19 protein-coding genes are annotated in these 19,246 nt (G+C 73.2%); 7 read left to right on the plus strand and 12 right to left on the minus strand.

What is annotated here, in order from left to right:
- Positions 1-110: 110 nt before the first annotated feature.
- Both HMPREF2863_RS02695 and HMPREF2863_RS02700 read right to left on the minus strand, forming a co-directional pair.
- Entirely contained in the window at positions 111-992 is an 882-nt protein-coding gene (locus HMPREF2863_RS02695) for a glutamate ABC transporter substrate-binding protein (RefSeq protein ID WP_067189018.1), read from the minus strand.
- A gap of 62 nt (positions 993-1,054) precedes the next feature.
- Complete coding sequence (locus tag HMPREF2863_RS02700; protein ID WP_067189020.1) at positions 1,055-1,834, minus strand: amino acid ABC transporter ATP-binding protein; 780 nt, start codon at positions 1,832-1,834, stop codon at positions 1,055-1,057.
- A 92-nt stretch (positions 1,835-1,926) separates the two neighbouring features.
- Here HMPREF2863_RS02700 and HMPREF2863_RS02705 point away from each other — a divergent pair, with 92 nt between their 5' ends.
- From HMPREF2863_RS02705 to HMPREF2863_RS02715, 3 genes are all read left to right on the plus strand, one after another.
- Entirely contained in the window at positions 1,927-2,709 is a 783-nt protein-coding gene (locus HMPREF2863_RS02705) for an LOG family protein (RefSeq protein ID WP_070637711.1), read from the plus strand.
- Positions 2,706-3,035: a DivIVA domain-containing protein gene (locus HMPREF2863_RS02710; protein ID WP_067189024.1), complete on the plus strand. Its 330-nt coding sequence runs from the start codon at positions 2,706-2,708 to the stop codon at positions 3,033-3,035. The genes HMPREF2863_RS02705 and HMPREF2863_RS02710 overlap by 4 nt, the downstream gene beginning before the upstream one ends.
- Before the next feature lie 111 nt (positions 3,036-3,146).
- On the plus strand, positions 3,147-3,317 hold the full coding sequence (locus tag HMPREF2863_RS02715) for a DUF3117 domain-containing protein (protein ID WP_070637713.1): 171 nt from the start codon (positions 3,147-3,149) through the stop codon (positions 3,315-3,317).
- A gap of 144 nt (positions 3,318-3,461) precedes the next feature.
- Here the strand turns inward: HMPREF2863_RS02715 and HMPREF2863_RS02720 are convergent, their stop codons facing one another.
- Positions 3,462-4,112 (minus strand): O-methyltransferase, encoded by a 651-nt coding sequence (locus HMPREF2863_RS02720; protein ID WP_067189026.1) that lies wholly within the window; start codon positions 4,110-4,112, stop codon positions 3,462-3,464.
- A gap of 227 nt (positions 4,113-4,339) precedes the next feature.
- Between HMPREF2863_RS02720 and HMPREF2863_RS12415 the strand changes: the two genes are divergently transcribed.
- Both HMPREF2863_RS12415 and HMPREF2863_RS02730 read left to right on the plus strand, forming a co-directional pair.
- A complete protein-coding gene (locus HMPREF2863_RS12415) occupies positions 4,340-5,344 on the plus strand; it encodes a zf-HC2 domain-containing protein (RefSeq protein WP_067189028.1) in 1,005 nt (334 codons plus the stop codon).
- Between the two features lie 14 nt (positions 5,345-5,358).
- Positions 5,359-5,991 carry a twin-arginine translocase TatA/TatE family subunit gene (locus HMPREF2863_RS02730; protein WP_227718835.1) on the plus strand — a complete coding sequence of 211 codons (633 nt, stop codon included), beginning with the start codon at positions 5,359-5,361 and terminating at the stop codon, positions 5,989-5,991.
- 42 nt (positions 5,992-6,033) lie between these two features.
- On the opposite strand, the gene HMPREF2863_RS02735 is transcribed toward HMPREF2863_RS02730, so the two are convergent.
- From HMPREF2863_RS02735 to HMPREF2863_RS02745, 3 genes are read right to left on the minus strand one after another with little or no spacing between them, the layout of a single operon-like run.
- Positions 6,034-7,185: an Mrp/NBP35 family ATP-binding protein gene (locus tag HMPREF2863_RS02735; protein ID WP_067189030.1), complete on the minus strand. Its 1,152-nt coding sequence runs from the start codon at positions 7,183-7,185 to the stop codon at positions 6,034-6,036.
- Complete coding sequence (locus tag HMPREF2863_RS02740; RefSeq protein WP_067189032.1) at positions 7,182-7,925, minus strand: DUF1003 domain-containing protein; 744 nt, start codon at positions 7,923-7,925, stop codon at positions 7,182-7,184. Before HMPREF2863_RS02740 ends, HMPREF2863_RS02735 begins: the two co-directional genes overlap by 4 nt.
- A gap of 9 nt (positions 7,926-7,934) precedes the next feature.
- Positions 7,935-9,206 (minus strand): magnesium transporter MgtE N-terminal domain-containing protein, encoded by a 1,272-nt coding sequence (locus HMPREF2863_RS02745; protein WP_067189034.1) that lies wholly within the window; start codon positions 9,204-9,206, stop codon positions 7,935-7,937.
- A 103-nt stretch (positions 9,207-9,309) separates the two neighbouring features.
- Between HMPREF2863_RS02745 and HMPREF2863_RS02750 the strand changes: the two genes are divergently transcribed.
- Complete coding sequence (locus tag HMPREF2863_RS02750) at positions 9,310-10,257, plus strand: YflT domain-containing protein (protein WP_070637714.1); 948 nt, start codon at positions 9,310-9,312, stop codon at positions 10,255-10,257.
- 85 nt (positions 10,258-10,342) lie between these two features.
- Here HMPREF2863_RS02750 and HMPREF2863_RS02755 read toward each other — a convergent pair whose 3' ends face one another.
- Entirely contained in the window at positions 10,343-11,917 is a 1,575-nt protein-coding gene (locus HMPREF2863_RS02755; RefSeq protein ID WP_067189038.1) for an aminopeptidase P family protein, read from the minus strand.
- Positions 11,918-12,006: 89 nt separating this feature from the next.
- Between HMPREF2863_RS02755 and HMPREF2863_RS02760 the strand changes: the two genes are divergently transcribed.
- Positions 12,007-12,861 (plus strand): PHP domain-containing protein, encoded by an 855-nt coding sequence (locus HMPREF2863_RS02760; RefSeq protein ID WP_067189040.1) that lies wholly within the window; start codon positions 12,007-12,009, stop codon positions 12,859-12,861.
- A gap of 288 nt (positions 12,862-13,149) precedes the next feature.
- Here HMPREF2863_RS02760 and HMPREF2863_RS02765 read toward each other — a convergent pair whose 3' ends face one another.
- From HMPREF2863_RS02765 to HMPREF2863_RS02785, 5 genes are all read right to left on the minus strand, one after another.
- A complete protein-coding gene (locus tag HMPREF2863_RS02765) occupies positions 13,150-14,877 on the minus strand; it encodes a DEAD/DEAH box helicase (RefSeq protein ID WP_070637717.1) in 1,728 nt (575 codons plus the stop codon).
- 344 nt (positions 14,878-15,221) lie between these two features.
- Entirely contained in the window at positions 15,222-16,784 is a 1,563-nt protein-coding gene (locus HMPREF2863_RS02770) for an RNB domain-containing ribonuclease (RefSeq protein ID WP_070637719.1), read from the minus strand.
- A gap of 25 nt (positions 16,785-16,809) precedes the next feature.
- Positions 16,810-17,034, minus strand: coding sequence for a DUF3107 domain-containing protein (locus tag HMPREF2863_RS02775; RefSeq protein WP_067189044.1), 225 nt, complete (start codon positions 17,032-17,034; stop codon positions 16,810-16,812).
- A 251-nt stretch (positions 17,035-17,285) separates the two neighbouring features.
- Positions 17,286-17,891 (minus strand): TetR/AcrR family transcriptional regulator, encoded by a 606-nt coding sequence (locus HMPREF2863_RS02780; RefSeq protein WP_070637721.1) that lies wholly within the window; start codon positions 17,889-17,891, stop codon positions 17,286-17,288.
- Positions 17,888-19,237, minus strand: coding sequence for a glutamyl-tRNA reductase (locus HMPREF2863_RS02785; protein WP_070637809.1), 1,350 nt, complete (start codon positions 19,235-19,237; stop codon positions 17,888-17,890). The genes HMPREF2863_RS02780 and HMPREF2863_RS02785 overlap by 4 nt, the downstream gene beginning before the upstream one ends.
- Positions 19,238-19,246: the final 9 nt, after the last annotated feature.

The following is a 19,246-nucleotide window of genomic DNA, read 5'->3' on the forward strand; positions in this document are numbered from 1 at the left end:
GAGACAGGGGCGGACCGGACGGGCCGGCGGGTCCGTGCAGGACGCCGCCGACCCGGTCGGCTCCGTGGTGGTGGGTGGTCACCGGTGGTGGGCGATCACCGACGGCAGGATCAGTCGCAGGACTCGAACTCGGCGTCCGCGCCGGAGTTGAGCTCGTCGTCGGCCTCGTAGCCGGTGCCCTCGGTGTTGGACTTGAGCGCCTCCTCCCAGGCGCCCTCGTCCTTCATCTTCTGGATGGCGTCGTTGATCTGCTGGCAGGTGTCGTTGTCCTTGTTCAGGCCCACGCCGTAGCGCTCGACCGAGAACGGGTCGCCGACCACCTTGAACTTGCCCTTGTTGGCCTCGGTTCCCGCCAGGCCGGCGAGGATGATGTCGTCGGTGGTGACGGCGTCCACCTGGCCGGACTCGAGGTAGGTCACGCACTCGGCGTAGCCGCCCTGCTCCACGAGGTTCACGCCCTGGGAGTACTCGTCCTTGATCTTCTGCGCGGAGGTCGAGCCGGTGACCGAGCACAGGTTCTTGCCGTCCAGGGAGTCCGGGCCGGTGATCTCCTCCTCGTCCGCGCGGACCAGCAGGTCCTGTCCGGCCACGAAGTACGGACCGGCGAAGGCCACGCGCTCCTTGCGCTCGTCGGTGATGGAGTAGGTCGCGAAGATCATGTCGACCTCACCGTTCTCCAACGCGTTCTCGCGGTTGGCGGACGGGGTCTGGACCCAGGTGATGTCCGCCTCGTCCACGCCCATCTCCTTGGCGACGAACCTGGCGACCTCCACGTCGAAGCCGGTCGGGTCGTTGGAGCCCTCACGGAAGCCGAGGCCCGGCTGGTCGAACTTGATGCCGATGGTCAGCGACTCGCCGGAGCCGCCCTTCTTGGAGCCGTCGGCGGAGGAGCTCTCCTCGCTGCTCTCGGTGGCGGAGGGGGAGCAGGCGGACAGGGACAGTGCGGCCGCGGCGGCGACGGCGGTCAGGGAGAGGAACTTCTTGCGGGCCATGGTGGCCTCCTTGGGCGTCAGGTGCGGTGGTGTGGGGGTCGGGCCGGTGCCGGGTGCTCCGGTCAGTGGGTCAGGATCTTGCCGAGGAAGTCGCGGGCGCGGTCGTGCTGCGGGTTCGTGAAGAAGGACTCCGGGTCCGTGTCCTCGAGGATGGCGCCGTCGGCCATGAAGATCACGCGGTCGCCGGCCTTGCGTGCGAAGCCCATCTCATGGGTGACGACGACCATGGTCATGCCCTCCGTGGCGAGGCCGACCATCACGTCCAGCACCTCCTGGACCATCTCGGGGTCCAGGGCGGAGGTCGGCTCGTCGAAGAGCAGGGCCTTCGGCTCCATGGCGAGGGCGCGGGCGATGGCCACGCGCTGCTGCTGGCCGCCCGAGAGCTGGGCCGGCAGCTTCTTCGCCTGGTGGGCGACGCCGACCCGCTCGAGCAGCTCCATGGCGTGGGCCTCGGCGGCGGCCTTCTTCTTCCCCTTGACCCGGATGGGGCCGAGGGTCACGTTGTCGAGGATCGACTTGTGGGCGAAGAGGTTGAAGGACTGGAACACCATGCCGACCTCGGCGCGCAGGCGGGCCAGCTCGCGACCCTCCGCCGGGAGCGGCTTCCCGTCGATCAGGATGCGGCCGCCGTCGTCGATCGTCTCGAGGCGGTTGATGGTGCGGCACAGGGTGGACTTGCCGGAGCCCGAGGGGCCGAGCACGATCGCCACCTGCCCGCGCGGGATCGTCAGGTCGATGTCCTTGAGCGCGTGGAAGTCGCCGAAGTGCTTGTTGACGCCCTGCAGCTGGATGAGGGCGTCGGTCTCCGCGGCGGCGGAGGCCTCAGGTGTGCGCTGCGTCATAGTCGGGGAATATACCGAACGCCCGCAGGTTCTGCGCAGACCGACATCCGCACCGAGCCCCGATCGTCACGGTGCGCCGATAGGCTGGCGTCATGGCTGAGAACGACGACGTCCGCCGCCGGTGCCTCCGGCGCGGACCGCAGACCCTGCGGGGCGAGGCCGCCCGCCGGCCGACCTTCGACCAGATGCTGCTGGACACGCGCCGCCACGACGCCGCGGCGCCGCCGGCGGAGCAGGTCCACTCCACTGCCACGGACGCCTGGCGCGTGCTGCGCATCCAGTCCGAGTTCGTGGAGGGCTTCGGCACCCTGGCCGAGCTCGGCCCGGCCGTCTCCGTGTTCGGCTCCGCCCGCACCGGCGAGGGCACCGCGGAGTACGAGCTGGCCCGGGCGGTCGGCCGGGAGCTCGTCACCGCCGGGTATGCGGTGATCACCGGCGGCGGCCCGGGCGCGATGGCGGCTGCCAACCGCGGCGCCACCGAGGCCGAGGGGACCTCCGTCGGCCTCGGCATCGAGCTGCCCCACGAGCAGGGCATGAACGAATGGGTCGGCATCGGGATCGACTTCCGCTACTTCTTCGCGCGGAAAGTCATGTTCGTGAAGTACGCCCAGGGGTTCATCGTGGTCCCCGGCGGCATGGGCACCCTGGACGAGCTGTTCGAGGCGCTCACTCTGGTGCAGACCGGCACCGTCACCCGCTTTCCGATCGTCCTGGTGGGCCGAGAGTTCTGGGGTCCGCTCGTGGACTGGCTGCGAGACACGCTCGCCGCCCGCGGGATGATCTCGCCCGAGGACCTGGACCTCGTGTCGGTCGTGGACACCGCGCAGGAGGCGGTCGCGGCCGTGCGCGCCGTGGCCCAGGGGAAGCGCGCATGATGCTCCCGGTCTGGCTGACCCTGCTGGCCGCGGTGGCCGTGGTCGTCGCGGTCCTGGTGGCCGTGCTGGCCGGACGGTTCACCGCCCCGCTGCAGGACCCGCGAGACGGTGCTCCGGCGGCCCCGGTGCTGCTGCCGGACGAGCCCACGGCGGACGACGTGGACCACGTCCGCTTCGCGCACTCGGTGCCCGGCTACCACCGCGGGCAGGTGGACGCGACCGTCGCCCGCCTGCAGGAGGCGCTGCGCCGAAGCGAGGAGCGCATCGCGGTGCTGGAGGCGGACGGAGCAGGTCCGGTTAGCACCAGCGAGGAGAATCCTGGATAATGAACGTGTGACGGGCGACTCGCCGACAGGCGGCGAGCACGGGCCCGAGACGTCGCAGCCCTGCACCGGGCGGTCGTCGTCCTGAGCCGACCAGCAAGAAGGGAAGTCGCAATGGCCGCCATGAAGCCTCGTACGGGGGATGGCCCCATGGAAGTGACCAAGGAGGGCCGCAGCCTCATCATGCGAGTTCCGATCGACGGCGGTGGCCGCCTGGTCCTGGAGCTCAACAACGAGGAGGCCGCAGAGCTCAAGGAGTGCCTGGTGGGAGTCACCGAGGCCTGAGCCCCCGCGTCTGCACTTCAGACAGCGCGAGCCCCCGCCTTTCGACCGCACGGTCGAAAGGCGGGGGCTCGCTCGTGCTGGGGCCGCTGCAGCCGGGACCGATCCCAGGCTGTGGCAGGCCGGACCGGGGCCGCGTCACGGTCCTCAGCGGCGCACCGCCAGCAGCACGCCGGTGCCCGTGGCGACCAACGCCGAGTTCCAGGCCTCGTCCTCGCGGAGGGCGCGCTCGACCTGGCGGGCGGTGACGGTGGCCGGTTCGCGGACGGCCGGCTTGGGGACGCGGTCGTGGTCGAGCGCGTCGACGATCACCAGCAGGCCGCCACGGCGCAGCATGCGGCCGGCCTGGTCGACGTCGAAGGGCAGGGAAGCCGGGTCGCCGTCGAGGACGACCATGTCGTAGGAGCTACTGCTGAGGCGGGGGAGGACCGTCCGGGACCGGCCGGTGATCATGCGGGTGCGCTGGCTGGGCAGGCGCGCCTCGCTGAAGGCCTCGCGGGCGGCGCGCTGCGCGTCGCCGTCGGCGTCGAGCGTGGTGAGCACGGCGTTCGCGGGAAGACCCGCCATCAGGGCGAGGCCGGAGACGCCGGCGCCGGTGCCGACCTCCACCACTGCGGACGCGGAGCGCGTGGCGGCGAGCACGGTGAGCAGCGCCGAGGTGCCCGGGGTGACCGCCCGCAGACCGAGCTCGGCCGAGCGCTCACGGGCACGCTCCACGACCTCGCCCTCGACGGGACGGGACTCGGCATAGGCCCAGGAGGCGTGCTTGTCCGAGGGCTGGGGGCTGACGGCCTTCATGCTCACGTGTGCTGCTTCCTTCCGCGCTGGGCCCGGACCGGGCCACCGGTCCAGTGTACGGACCCCGGCGTGTCGCGTCCCGGCCCTCGTGGCCGCGGGGGTCTCGGGACCTTGGCGGCTCGGGTTCAGCCTTCTCCCAGTAGCGGCGACGAGAATAACAGGCACAGCGGGACGGCTCCGCACGACCGCCGTTCCGGACCGATCCAGGGAAGGAGGCGCTCGGACCGATGGCCCGCCATCCCCTGGGGCGCCTCGACGGATATCTTGAGGGCACCCTGAGCGGTCATCGCCGTCGGCGCGTCGCCTCCCATCTTCAGTCGTGTCCCTACTGCACCGACGCCGTTCGCGAGCGCGCCCGCGTGCTGGCCGCCGCCCGCCGCGTCGAACGCGACCACGCCCACGGCGTCACACCCGCCTCCCACGGCGTCACGCCCGCCGGCCATGGATCCACGGCCGCCGGTGCGACGCACCGCCAGAGCGTCGCCATGGCCGCCCAGGGCGTCTCGGGTCGGTTCGTGGTCGCAGGGCTCGGCGTCCTCGTCCTCGCCGCCGGCGCCCTGGCGGCCGTCTGGGTCGCCGGAGACCCGTCCGACGCGGCGTCGAGCCCCGACCTGGCGGACGCCCGCAGCATCGTCGCCGACGCCGAGTCCGAGGCGGACCCGGCCGCCTCCGCCGAGTCCGCAGGGGCTGCCTCGGCCGCGGTGGCGGCGGAGAACGGGGCGGCGATCCGCGCCCTGCGCCGCCAGGGCTGGGCGGTCCCGTCCCTGCAGACGGTCGGCCTGCGCCCCCAGGGCCTGGAGGTCGCCAGCGACCAGGATGTGGTGGAGGTCTCCGTGGACTGGTCGGACGAGGAGCGTACGGTGCATGTGCGCGAGTGCCGCAGTGCGGGCGAGCCTGCGGTCCCGGCCGCGTGTCCGGGCCAGGACGGCGCCCCGGCGGCCACCGAGGGCACCCTCCCAGTGGGGGTCACCTATCACGTGACCGCGGACGACGGCACAGACACCTGGACGGCGGTCCTGCCGGTGGGCCAGGCACGGTATGTGGTCACCTCGGACATGCCGCGCGAGCGCGTGGAGCAGCTGCTGTCCATGATGGTCCTGTCCGAGCGTTCGAGCGTGGCGGACGACCTGGGCGACCCGGACGAGATCACCGACCGTCTCGAACGCGGCATCGATCGCCTGCTCGGCTCGGTGGGACTGTCCACCGGCGTGGCCCGGGGCCCGGCCCTCTAGTAGAGTCAGAGCCTGTGAATATCGGTATCAACGGCGGCGAGTTCATCGTCCTCGTCCTCATCGCCCTTCTTGTGCTGGGTCCTGAGCGACTGCCCGAGTACACGAGGAAGTTCACGGACTGGCTCCGCTCCATGAAGGTCATGGCCGAAGGGGCGAAGGAGCAGTTCAAGGAGGAGACCGGCCAGGACTTCGACGAGATCGAGTGGCGCAAGTACGACCCGCGCCAGTACGACCCGCGCCGCATGATCCGCGAGGCGCTGCGCGAGCCCGTCGACTCCACCCGCGACACCGCCCGCAACGGCGTCCGTGCCGAGGACCTGCACGGCGGCCTGAGCCGTCAGGACATCAAGGACATGGACCCGCGGACGATCTTCCGCCCCTCAGGCGGCGGCTCGACCGCCGCCTCCGCGGCCACCGCAGAGACTGCGGCTCCCGCGGCCACCGCCGGGACCGCCGCATCCGGCGCCCCAGCAGCCGGGGGAGCGGCCGCCGTCGCCGCCGGAGGTGCCGCCGCCGCGCTCATGGGCTCCGGCCGTGCCGAGGCCGCGATGACGCAGGAGACCCCTGCTGCGCACCCGGACACCGAGCCGGATCCGCTGGACCTGCTCGGCAAGGCGCCCGCCCCGTTCGACGTGGACGCCACCTGACCCTCCTGTCGTCCTTCCCGACGACGGCCGGGCACGCCGCGGTCAGCGCGGGGACAGCGGCAGTCCGACGCCGCGCAGGCTGCGCGGGCGGACGGCCAGGCGTGCGGCGACCTGCTCCAGCGCCTGCGCCGCGGGGGAGGCGGCGGTCTCGGTGAGGACCACGGGCACGCCGTCGTCGCCGCCGGTGCGGACGGCCGGTTCGAGCGGGACGGTGCCCAGCAGCGGCACCTCGGCCCCGAGGGTCTGGGACAGGCGGTCGGCGACCTCCTGGCCGCCCCCGGCGCCGAAGACCTCCAGCACGGTGCCGTCCGGCAGGGTCATGGGGCCCATGTTCTCCACCACGCCGGCCACGCGCTGGCCGGTCTGCTTCGCCAGCTGCCCGGCACGGGCGGCGACCTGGGCGGCGGCGTGCTGCGGGGTCGTGACCACGATCAGCTCGGAGGTCGGCAGCAGCTGGGCGGCGGAGATCGCGATGTCCCCGGTGCCGGGCGGCAGGTCGATCAGCAGGACGTCCAGGTCGCCCCAGTAGACGTCGGTGACGAACTGCTCCAGGGCGCGGTGCAGCATGGGGCCGCGCCAGGCCACCGGTCGGTCCTCGTCCAGGAACATGCCGATCGAGATGACCTTCACCCCGTGCGCGACCGGCGGCAGGATCATGTCCTCCACGCGGGTCGGGGCGGCGTGGGTGCCGAGCAGGCCGGGGATCGAGAAGCCGTGGACGTCGGCGTCGATCAGTCCCACGGACAGCCCACGCCGGGCCAGCGCGACCGCGAGGTTGGCGGTGACGGTGGACTTGCCCACGCCGCCCTTGCCGGAGGCGACGCCGACCACCCGGGTGAGCGTGCCCTCTCCGAAGGGGTTGGCCGGACGGGAGCCGCGCAGTCGCTCCTGCAGGTCGCGGCGCTGCTCGGGGGTCATCACCTCGAGCCGCACCTCGGCTTCCGCGCAGCCGTCCAGGCCCTCGACGGCGGCCCGGGCGTCCGCCTCGAGCGTGCCCTTCAGCGGGCAGCCGGCGATCGTGAGGCGCAGCACGACCTCGAGCCGGCCCGGGGAGGACTCCCTGACGGAGGCGACCATGCCGAGCTCGGTGACCGGACGGCGGATCTCCGGGTCCTGCACCGCCGCCAGGGCGACGAGAGCGGCGGACTCGAGAGCCGTCGTCGGGGTGGAGGTGACGATCTCGGGGGCGCTCATGCCTGCGGTCCCTCCTGGGGGCGCTCGGCGGCTGCCTCGGCGGCCTCCTCGGCGGCCAGGAGCGCCAGCGTGGTGGTGGAGGTGTCCTCCGCGTCGGCGGGTCGAGTCCCGCGCTTCTTCTTGCCGGTCTTCTTGGCCGAGCCCTTCTTGGTGGTCTTCCTGTCCCGGTCCGCGGAGCGGGCCTCGAGGAGGTCGTTGCGGATCTCGTTGCGGATCTCCTCGCGCAGGGACTCGCGGAGCTGTTCGACGATGTCGTCGGACAGGCTGCGCATCTCGGAGCGCACGAAGTCACGGGTGGAGACGTCCTGCAGGGCTAGGCGCAGGCCCGCGATCTCGCGGGTGAGGTACTCGGTGTCCGCCAGGTTGCGCTCGGCGCGGTCGCGGTCCTCGCGCAGGGCCACCTTGTCACGGTCGTCCTGGCGGTTCTGGGCGAGCAGCAGCAGCGGGGCGGCATAGGAGGCCTGCAGCGAGAGCATCAGGGTCAGGGCGGTGAAGCCGATCGCGGCGTCGTCGAAGCGCAGGGACTCCGGACCCCAGGTGTTCCAGCCGAGCCAGAGGGCACAGAACAGCGTCATCCAGAGCAGGAACTGCGGCGTGCCCATGAAGCGGGCGAAGCCCTCGGTGGCCTCGCCGAAGGCGTCCGGGTTCGGGGAGAGGCGGGGCAGGCGGCGGCGGCGCGCGCTGAGCGGGGTGTCCAGTCCGGACTGGCGGGTGCGCGGGTCGTTCGCGTTCTCGGCCATGGGCGCTCCTTACTGCGTGCTCGTCGTCGGGTTCGGCAGGTCCTCGGGGTCCATGGCGCGCCAGTCCTCCGGGAGGATGTGGTCCAGCACGTCGTCCACGGTCACGGCGCCGACGACGCGCTGCTGCTCGTTCACCACGGGGATGCAGGTGAGGTTGTAGGTCGCCAGCTCGCGGGTCACATGGGCGATCGGGGCGAGGTCGGAGACCGGCTCGAGGTCCTTGTCCAGGATGTTGCCCAGCGGCTCCGGCGGCGGGTAGCGCAGCAGCTGCTGGAAGTGCACGGCGCCGAGGTAGCGGCCGGTGGGGGTCTCCAGCGGGGGACGGACCACCAGCACGAGGGAGGCGCGGGCCGCGGAGATCTCCTGCTGGCGGATGGTCGCCATGGCCTCGGCCACGGTGTCCTCCGGGGCCATGATCACCGGCACCGGGGTCATGACGGAGCCGGCGGTGTCCTCCTCGTACTCCAGGAGGCGGCGCACGTCGTCCGCGTCCTCGGGCTCCATGAGCTCGAGCAGCAGCTCCTGCTGGCTGTCCGGCAGCTCGTGGAGCAGGTCGGCGGCGTCGTCCGGGTCCATCTCCTCCAGCACGTCCGCGGCGCGCTCGATGTCCAGGTGGGAGAGGATCTGCACCTGGTCGTCGTCCGGGAGCTCCTGGAGGACGTCCGCGAGGCGCTCGTCCTGCAGCTCGGAGGCGACCTCCACGCGGCGCTTGGCCGGCATGTCATGGATCATGTCCGCCAGGTCGGCGGGCTTGAGGTCCTCATGGTGGGCCACGAAGCTCGTGGCGCCCTGCGGCTCGGCGCCGGAGGTCCAGCGGGCCTCGTTCCAGGCGATGAGCCGGTGCTCGCCGCGGGGGCGGCCGAAGGTGCTGCGCCCGGCGTCCTTGCGGACGTACAGCTCGGTCATCAGCCAGTCGCCGTTGCGCTGCTGCTCCAGTCCGGCATCCTCGAGGACGACCTCACCCTCCCCGTCCAGCAGCGTCATGCGGCGGTCGAAGAGGTCGGCGGCCACCGTCTGCTCGGCGCCGCGGCGGGAGAACCGGCGCAGGTTGATCAGGCCGGTGGTGATGATCTGCCCGGAGTCCATGGACGTCACGCGGGTCATCGGCACGAACACGCGCTTCTTGCCGGGGACCTCGATCACCAGGCCGATCGCCAGCGGTGCGTTGCGCAGCCCGCGGTCGAGCACCACGACGTCCCGCAGGCGGCCGAGGCGGTCGCCGAGCGGGTCGAACACGTCCAGGCCCAGCAGCCGGGCCACGAAGATCTTGGAGGAGCTCACCGGTCCAGCCTAGTCGTCCGGTGCGTGCCGTCCCAGATCGGCCCTGGGCGTACAGGGCCGCGCTGACCCGGCCGTGTGCGGGCCGACACGGCAGAATGGGCACATGTCCTTCATGATGTCCGGACCGAACGCCTCCCGTGACGACGGCCTGCCCCGCGGCGAGCTCGTCTCCACCCACACCACCCGCGCGGCCGCCCAGGAGCAGCTGGAGAAGCTGGTCCAGGGCGACGTCCCGCCCACCTCGGTGACGATCGTGGGCAAGGACCTGCGTGTGGTCGAGCGGGTGCGCGGCCGGATGTCCTATCCGCAGGTGGCGCTGTCCGCGGGCCTGCGCGGCCTGCTCTTCGGCTCGCTCATCGGCCTGTTCATGTACCTGATCGCCCCCCAGGGCGGCGCGCAGCAGATCCTGTTCTCCGCGCTGCTCGGCGTGGGCCTGTGGATGATCCTCGGCGTGATCGCCTTCGCGATGCGCAAGGACAGCAACGGCTTCGCCTCCACCCAGCAGGTCGTCCCGGCCGCCTATGACGTGGTGGTCGCCTTCGAGCACGCCGGCCGCGCTCGCGGCGTCCTGAACGCCGGGACCGGTCAGGCCGTGCCCGCCGCCGCGGTCCAGCCGGGTCCGCAGGGCCAGTCGGCCCAGCAGGGTCAGCAGGGTGTCCGGACGACGGCACCGGCCTCCGCCCCGCAGGGCGCCTCCGGTCCGGACGGGTCCGAGCAGGTCCCCGCGCCGCAGGGGCCGCAGCCGGGCCAGACCCCGCATGAGGGCCAGGGCGGCCAGGCCGGTCACGCGCAGCAGGACGGGGCGCCGCAGGCGCAGAGGCCGGCCGAGGGGCCGCAGACCCAGGACGGGCAGCAGGCCCAGCCGGCGCAGCCGGCGCAGGACGGACAGGAGGCCGACGGCTCCGCCTCCGCCGACGGTGCCCCGCAGGGTCTGGACAGGACCTACGGCCTGCGCCTGTCCCAGGAGGAGGTGGACCGGATCATCGCCGCCCGCGGCGGCACCCCCGGACAGCAGCCGCCCGAGCCGCCGCAGGGAGGCTCCGGCCGCTGACCCGGCCGGCCCGGACATGACTCGGCCCCGCACCCGCCGGAAGCGATTCTCGGCACGGTGCGGGGCCGTCGTCGTGGAGTGGGCGTCAGTGCTGCTGGAGACCCTTCATCCAGGCCTCGACCTCGTCCGGGGTGCGGGGCAGCGCGGCGGAGAGGTTCTCCGCACCGTCCTCGGTGACGAGGATGTCGTCCTCGATGCGGATGCCCATGCCGCGGTACTCCTCCGGCACGGCCAGGTCCTCCTCCTTGAAGTACAGGCCCGGCTCGATGGTGAACACCATGCCCGGCTCGAGCACGCCGTCCAGGTAGAGCTCGCGCTTGGCCTGGGCGCAGTCGTGCACGTCGAGGCCGAGGTGGTGGCTCGTGCCGTGCGGCATCCAGCGGCGGTGGTGCTGGCCGTCCTCGGACAGCGCCTCCTCCACGGAGACCGGCAGCAGGCCCCACTCGTGCAGGCGGGAGACGAGGACCTTCATGGCCTCGGCATGGATCTCGCGGAACCGGATGCCCGGCTTCACGATCGCGAAAGCCGCGTCCGCCGCGTCCAGCACCGCCTGGTAGGCCTTGCGCTGGATGTCCGTGAACGTGCCGTTGACCGGCAGGGTGCGGGTGATGTCCGCGGTGTAGAGGGAGTCGGCCTCCACGCCGGCGTCCACCAGCAGCAGCTCGCCGTCCTGCACGTCGCCGGTGTTGCGGATCCAGTGCAGGATGGTCGCGTTGTTGCCGGAGGCGGCGATGGTGTCGTAGCCGAGGTCGTTGCCCTCGAGGCGGGCACGGGAGAAGAAGGCGCCCTCCACGATGCGCTCACCGCGGTGGTGGCCGATCGCCCGCGGCAGCACGCGGACGATGTCCTCGAAGCCGGCGATGGTCGCGGCCACGGACTCGCGCATCTGCTCGATCTCCCACTCGTCCTTGACCAGGCGCAGCTCGGAGGCGAACTCGGCGAGCTCGCCGTCCTGCGCCTCGGCCTCGGCCGGGTCCACGCCCGCGGCGGAGCGGGTGGACTCCACCAGCTGCAGCATGTCCGCGTCGTCCGAGCGGAGCAGGCGCAGCTGGACCTGACCGGCGGCAGGGGAGCCCGCATCCTTGGTCACGGCCACCTCGAGCTCCTCGAGGGAGGCGGTGCGCAGGCCGGTGCGGGCGGCCATCTCGGCCAGCGTCGGGCGCGGGCCGATCCAGAACTCGCCGGAGCGGGCGTCCGCGTAGAACTGCTCGGTGTCCCGGCCGGCGAGCGGTCGGAAGTAGAGGGTGGCCGCGTGGGAGGAGCCCTCGTCCCCGGCACCGGCGTCGGTCGGCTCGAGGACGAGCACGGCGTCCGGCTCGTGGTCCACGCCCAGGCCGGTCAGGTGGGCGAACGCCGAATGCGGGCGGAAGCGGTAGTCCGTGTCGTTCGAGCGCACCTTCAGCTGGCCGGCCGGGATCACCAGGCGCTCGCCCTGGAAGCGCTCGGACACCGCGGCACGGCGGCGGGCGGCGTGCTCGGCGGAGGCGTCCGCCTCCGGCAGCTCGGTGCGCGCCGGGGCCCACTGGGAACCCATGAACGCGCGGAACGCGTCCGAGTTCGGGCGCTGTGAGCGGTTCTCCACGCGCTCGTGAAGCGGCTGGCGCTCCTGCTCGGCACCGGAGGTCTCGAGGGTCGTCTTCTCGCTGTTCTGCTCGGTCATGCCGTCCATCTTGTCACCCGGGACCGGGCGCCGCACTCGGGGCGCTGCCGCGGGGACCGGCAGCAGGCTCCGCCCCGTAGGCTGGGGTCATGAGCACGCCCCGCTTCGACCTGCACACGCACTCGACCGTCTCGGACGGCACCGAGTCTCCCGCCGAGCTCGTGGCGGCGGCCGCGGCGGCGGGGCTGGACGGGCTGGCGCTCACCGACCATGACACGAACGCCGGCTGGGCCGAGGCCGAGGAGGCGGCCCGCAGGCACGGCCTGCTGCTGGTGCGTGGGATGGAGATGTCCTGCCGCACGGACGAGGGCGTCTCCGTGCACCTGCTGTCCTACCTGCACGACCCGGAGCACGACGGCCTCAACGCCGAGATGGCCCGCGCCCGCGACGCCCGCCTGCACCGCGCGCAGATGATGGTGGAGCGCCTCGCCGAGGACTTCGACCTCACCTGGGACGACGTGCTCGAGCACGCGGGGGAGGGAGCCACCATCGGGCGACCGCACCTGGCGGATGCCCTCGTGCGGATCGGCGTGGTCCCGGACCGCACCGCCGCGTTCCGCTCCATCCTCGCCGGCTCCTCCAAGTACTACGTCCCGCACTACGCGCCGCATCCGGCCGACGCCGTCCGCCTCGTGCGCGACGCCGGCGGAGTCCCCGTGTTCGCGCATCCGCTGGCCTCGGCCCGCGGACGGGTGGTGGGCATGGAGACCTTCGAGGAGATGATCGGCGCCGGCCTCGGCGGTCTTGAGGTGGACCACCGCGACAACCCGGACGAGGCCCGCGCCGTGCTCCGCGGCATCGCCGAGCGCCACGGCCTGTTCACCACCGGATCCTCGGACTACCACGGCAGCGGCAAGCCCAACCGGCTGGGGGAGAACCTCACCGCACCCGAGGTGCTCGCCGAGATCGAACGTCAGGCAACCGGGACGGACGTCCTGCGCTGAGCGGGCGCCGTGTCCCAGCGGCGCCGCGGGGAGACGACGAGGTCTGGGGACCCGGAGGCCATGCCCCGGGCGCGGCAGACGAGACGACGACTGGAGACCCGGAGGCCATACCCCGGGCGCGGCAGACGAGACGACGACGGCGGCGCGCCTGACAGCGTCAGGTGCGCCGCCGTCGTCGGCGGCCGGGTGCTCGACCGACCTGCTTCCCGACTGGTGAGGACACGCCGTCTCGAGCCCCTCAGGACCCGTGATGACGGTGAGTCCTCACCAGTACGTGCGGGGGGAGGCTCATCTCTCGGTCTTCGGGGCGCCCTCGCCGCCCTTCACGACCTCGCCGTTGCGGCGGCGGGTGCGGTTGCGGCCTCCGCGGGAGCGCCTGCGACGGCCCCCGCCCCCGCCCTCACCCGAGCGCTCGCCGCCCTCGGAGCGGTCACGACCCTCGCCGCCGCGTCGGCCGCGGGACTCGCCGGACTCGCCGCGCTCGCTGTCGCGGCTCCGGCCCTCGCCGTTACGGCCCCGGGCCTCGCCGCCGCGGCCACGACCGCGTCCACGGCCCCGGCCGCCGCCGCGACCGCCGCGCTCGGAGCTGCGGCCGCCGCGCGCTGCGGAGCCCGGACCGCCCAGGTCCTCGACGTGCTCGGCGTCCAGGCCCTCGAGGGTGCGCTTGTCCTTCGGCAGACGGCCCTTGGTGCCCTTCGGGATGCCGAGGTCCTCGAACAGGTGCGGGGAGGAGGAGTAGGTCTCCACCGGCTCGGGCTGGCCGAGACCGAGGGCCCTGTCGATCAGGGACCAGCGCGGCATGTCCTCCCAGTCCACGAGGGTCACCGCGATGCCCTTGTTGCCGGCGCGGCCGGTGCGGCCGACGCGGTGGACATAGGTCTTCTCGTCCTCCGGGGCCTGGAAGTTGAACACGTGGGTCACGTCGTCCACGTCGATGCCGCGGGCGGCGACGTCGGTGGCCACCAGGATGTCGATCTTGCCGTTGCGGAAGGCGCGCAGCGCCTGCTCGCGGGCGCCCTGGCCCAGGTCGCCGTGCAGCGGGCCGGCGGCGAAGCCGCGCTTGGTCAGCTCGTCGGCCACACGGGCGGCGGTGCGCTTGGTGCGGGTGAAGATGATGGTGCGGCCGCGACCCTCGCCCTGCAGGGCACGGGCGATGAGCTCGTCCTTGTCCATGTGGTGGGCGCGGTAGACGAGCTGGCGGATGTCCTTCTTGGTCAGGCCCTCGTCGTCCGGGTCGGTGGCGCGGATGTGCGTCGGGTGGGTCATGTACCGGCGGGCCATGGCGACCACCGGACCCGGCATGGTGGCCGAGAACAGCATGGTCTGGCGGACCTGCGGCACGGCGGCCAGCAGGGTCTCCACATCCGGCAGGAAGCCGAGGTCGAGCATCTCGTCGGCCTCGTCGAGCACCACGGTGTTCACCAGGTTCAGCCGCAGGTGGCGCTGGCGCATCAGGTCGATCAGGCGGCCGGGGGTGCCGACCACGATCTCCACGCCGCGGCCCAGCTCCTCGATCTGCGGCTCATAGGCGCGGCCGCCGTAGATGGTGGCGATGCGCAGCGAGCGGTTCTTCGCGGCCTCGGTGAGGTCGCCGGCCACCTGGACGGCCAGTTCGCGGGTCGGTGCCACGATGAGCGCCTGCGGGGCGCCGGCGGAGCCGTCCTTCTCCAGCCTGTCCCAGCCGGGCTCGCCCGGACCGACGGCCCGCTGCAGGGCGGGGATGCCGAAGCCGAGGGTCTTGCCGGTGCCGGTCTTGGCCTGGCCGATGATGTCATGCCCGCCCAGGGCGACCGGGAGGGTCATGGACTGGATCGGGAACGGATGGGTGATGCCGCGCGCGGACAGCGCGTCCACGATCTCGGCGGAGACGCCGTAGTCGGCGAAGGTCTTCTCCTCGACGGCCGGGACCTCGTCAGGGGTCACGGTCTCGGCGGCCATCTCCTCGACGGCGGCCATCTCCTCGGCGGCCCTGTCCGGGGTGGTCTCGGGGTTCTGGGTGGTGGGTGTGTCGCTCATGCTCACGCTCCCGTTTCCTTCTCGGGCGCGCGGGGCGTCGGTCCGCGGCGCGGGCGGCCGGATGCCTCCGGGCCCGTGCGTGCGGGCTCGCGCCGTGTGCGCGCTGCAGGGGGAAGCCGATCGCGGGGAGAACACACCGGAGCCGCAAGGCCTCGTGGCCCCGCCCCGGGAACCCGGTCTCGGCCGTCCCCCACGGTGGGGAGGCGCCGCCGGATTCGGCAGTACAGGTGATCAGGTGCGACCGGTCATCCAGTGGTCACGACGACTGCGGGGACGCGGTCGTCGGGGGCCAGTCTAGCCCCTCGGCCTGCGGGCGCGCCGGAAGGAGCGGACGGCAGGGAGCCTCAGCGGCCGCCGGCCAGGGACGCGTCGACCTGACCGGAGGCCACGTCCACGGAGTCGATGCGCACGCGCACCTCGTCGCCGGGGGCGGCACCGGCGGGGACGCTCAGGTAGGCGGGCGGGTCCACGAGCTGCACGTCCACGGAGTCCTCGCCGCGGGTGCGGACCACGGTGCCGGCGAGCTCCTCGCCCACGTGGGCGGTCAGCTCGGCGGCCTCCACGAGGTCCACGGCCGCCCGGTCGGCCTGGGAGGCGCGGCGCCCCGAGTCCGCCATCAGCGCGGGCAGCTCCGGCAGGGCGGCCCGCACCTCGGCGGGCACCTCGTGGCCCTGCACCAGGGCATGGCAGACGATCAGCACGAAGCGGTCCACCAGGCGGCGCAGCGGAGCTGTGGTGTGGGCATAGGGGGCGGCCAGGGCGGCCTGCTCCGGGTCCTCCGGCGGGGTGCGCAGCTCAGGGTCGTCGGAGGACGCGTCGAACGCGGTGTAGTCGGCGCCGCGGAACAGGGCGGTGGCGGCGTGGAGGACGGCCAGGCCCTGGGGTGCGGTCGGGTCCACGGTGCGCAGGTAGGCGCCGTAGTCCTGCTCGTGGGTCCACGGCAGGCCGAGGGCGGCCACGCGAGAGCGGAACTCGGCGATCGCCTCATCGTCCGGGGCGGGCATGGTGCGCAGGATGCCGACGCCGGCGTCGAGCATGATGCGGGCCGCCGCCATCCCCGTCATGAGGGAGACGTGGGCGTTGTCGTCCTCCACCGGCAGCGGGTTGCGCTGCACGAGGCGGTAGGCGCCGGACTCGTCCACGTGGATCTCCTGGTCCGGCATGTTCAGGGACGCGCCGCCACGGGCCGCCTCCTGGGCGCGCCGCAGCCGGCCCACCTCGGGGAGCAGCCGCAGCGAGGCCACAACCTCCTCGGGCAGGTCCGGCACTTCGGCCGGGACCCGCCCGTCCTTCCCGACGACGGCACCGCCCCCGGGTGCCCCGCCCGCCGGGGACTCGTCCCCGACGAGGGCCTGCACCTGCGGGTAGGTCAGCTGGAAGCGGGAGCGCACCCGTGCGCGGACCAGCTCCACGGCCCCGAGGACGCCCTCGCCGTCCAGGTCCATGGACCAGACGTAGGCGGGGCGCTCCTGCTCGGGCAGCAGGGAGCCGGCGTGCTCGCTGATGCGCTCGGGGTGGAGGGGGACACGCCCGTGCGGAAGGTAGACCGTCTGGCCCCGTCGGCGGGCCTCCACGTCGATGGCGCCACCGAGGGCCACGAACGCGGGGACGTCGGCGATGGCGTAGTGCACGCGGACGCCGACGTCCGTGCGCTCGATGAAGACGGCCTGGTCCAGGTCGGTGGACCCGGCCGGATCCACCGTGACGAAGGGGACGTCGGTGAGGTCCACGCGCTCGGGGTCCTGCCCGAGGGAGCCGAGGACGTCCTCGGCGGCACGTTCGGCCTCGGCCAGCACGTCGTCCGGGAACGCGTCCGGCAGCTCGAGGTCCCGGCGGAGACGGGTCAGCCGTGCGGTGAGGGCGGAGTCCTCACCGGCGCCGTGGACGCCGAGTGCGGGCAGCAGCATGGGTCAGGCCCCTTCGCCCGTCGGCTCAGCGAGCGGCGAAGCCCAGCGGGCCGGCCTTCTGGGCGCCGATCTCGACGAAGGCGATCTTCTCGCCGGGCACGAGCACGGTGCGGCCCTTGGCGTCGTCCAGCTGGAGCAGGGAGCCGTCGGCGATCGCGGCGGCCACGCGCTCGCGGACCTCCTCGGCGGTGTGCTCGGTCTCCAGAGTCACCTCGCGGGCCGAGTGCTGCACTCCGATGCGGATCTCCATGGGGTCCTCCTAGGACAGGGGTCTGCGGTCTGCGTCGGACGGCGGGGCCGGGGCCGCGCGCGTCCGGAACGGCTCTGTTCCCGTTCAGACTAGGGCACGGGGCGCCGCGGCAGGCAGGGCACGGGAGGCGTTTCACCCCGTGGCGAAACACAGGGGCCGGAACAGGTCCGTCCGCGGGGCGCGGACGGTGTGGGTGCCCCGCCGGCGGGGGCGGGGCGTGTGTGGCGCCCCGCTGTCGGGGCGGGGCGTGCTCAGAGCCTGGAGAGGCCGCGCCAGAGCATGGTGAAGGTGACCTCGGCGGCGCGCTCGAGAGTGGGACGGGAGGCCTCGTCGGTCTCGTCGGCCCACCAGCGGGCGGCCTCGATCATGCAGGCCACCAGGCCGCGGGAGACCAGCTCGGCCTCCTCGACGGTGACCGTGGCTCCCTCCTGCAGCAGCTTGGCGATGTGCCGGGCCAGGGTGCCCTCGATGACCTCGCCGCGCTGCTGGACGTCCGGGTCGTGGGTGCGGCCGGAGGACAGCAGCAGCCGGTGGCGGCGGCTCGGGTCGGACACATACCGGTAGACCGCGGTCACCGTTTGGCGCGTGCGCTGCCTGTTGTCCAGGTCCGAGGACAGCACCTCGGAGATCTGTGCGACGAAGGCCTCGACCTCGACGTCGAGCAGGTGGAGGAAGAGCTCGTGCTTGCCGGGGAAGTGCTGGTAGAGCACCGGCTTGGACACGGCCGCCGACTCGGCGATCTGGTCCATGGAGGTCTGCGCGTAGCCGTGCTCCACGAACAGGGCGCGGGCGACCTCCACCAGCTGCCGGCGGCGTTCGGCCCGGGGCAGGCGTGCCGCGCGGGTGTGGCCGCTCATGCGGTGCGTCTCTGCCCGTCCGCGTCCTGATGGGGGACCGGGCAGGCGGACGGCGAGTCCGGGATCGGAGCGGCGGCGGGCACCTCGATGTCGTACAGCGCCTGCAGCGCGCGCTCGTACTCGTCCAGCCGTCCCTCGGCAGCCATGCGCCGGGCGCGGACGGTGGGGGTGTGGAGGAGCTGGCGCACCATGTGGCGCAGGGCGAACTCGATCTCCTCGGCCGGTGCGGTGCAGCCGTGGCGGCGGCGGACGCGCTCCAGTTCGGTGTCCAGGGCCGCGAGGGTGTGCTCGCGCAGGGCGCGGATGGCGCCGTCTGCGGTGCGGCCGCGCTGGGAGTCGGTGAAGTCGCGGAGGGCGCCCTCCACGAGGGTGCGTGCCTCGGAGACGGCCGAGGCGGCCTGCTCCGGTGCGGCGAGGCGGACGTCCTCGAGGGTGATCAGGTCGACCTGGTCCAGGTCCGCCACGGCGGGGTCGAAGTCACGGGTGAGCGCCAGGTCCAGCAGGGTGACGGGATGCCGGGCGCCCTCACGGAGGGCCACGAGCTGCTCAGGGGAGACCTGCCGGCCGGACCCGGAGCAGCCGATCACCACGTCGGCCTCGGCCAGTGCCCCGGCGATGCTCTCGCCGCCCAAGGCCATCGCCCAGCCGCCGCGATCGGCGACGAACTGCTCGGCACGGCCGGAGGAGGAGTGCACGGCCACGGCGGTGGCGCCGCGGTCCGCCAGCTGGGACAGGGTGGTGCCCGCATAGGAGCCGGTGCCGATCAGCAGCACGTTCGCCTCGGCCCAGAAGTCCTCGGCCTCCTCCTCGGTGACGACGCCGCGCAGCTCCTCGGCCAGGTCCAGGGCCACGGTCACGACGGACCGGCCGGTGGCGCCGAGAGCGGTCTGGGAGCCCACGTCCTTGGCCGCGCGGGTCGCGCCCTCGAACAGGCGGACGAGCGGGCCCGTGGCGGCGCCGGCCTCCCGGGCCTCGACGAGGGCCCGGCGCACCTGCCCGGCGATCTCGCGCTCGCCGACCACGGCGGAGTCCAGGCCGGAGGCGACCTCGAACAGGTGGCGGACGGTGGCGTCGGCGCCGAGCAGGCGGAAGGTGCCGTCCACGGTGGCGTACGGGAGGTCCGTCTCGGCGGCGATCGCCTTCACGAGGGTGTTGTGGGTGCCGGACACGTCGCCGTTGTCCGCGTCGGCGTAGACCTCCACGCGGTTGCACGTGGTCAGCACGACGGCCCCGCCGGCACCGGAGGCGGGCAGGGCGGAGAGCACGGACGCGGCACCGGCGGACAGGCGGGCGACCGTGTCGAGGTGGACGTCCTTGTGCGAGGCGATCAGCGAGAAGAGTGTCACAGCGCCGTC

Origin of the sequence: Micrococcus sp. HMSC067E09 (assembly GCF_001812555.1) — a bacterium.
GTDB lineage: Bacteria > Actinomycetota > Actinomycetes > Actinomycetales > Micrococcaceae > Micrococcus > Micrococcus lylae.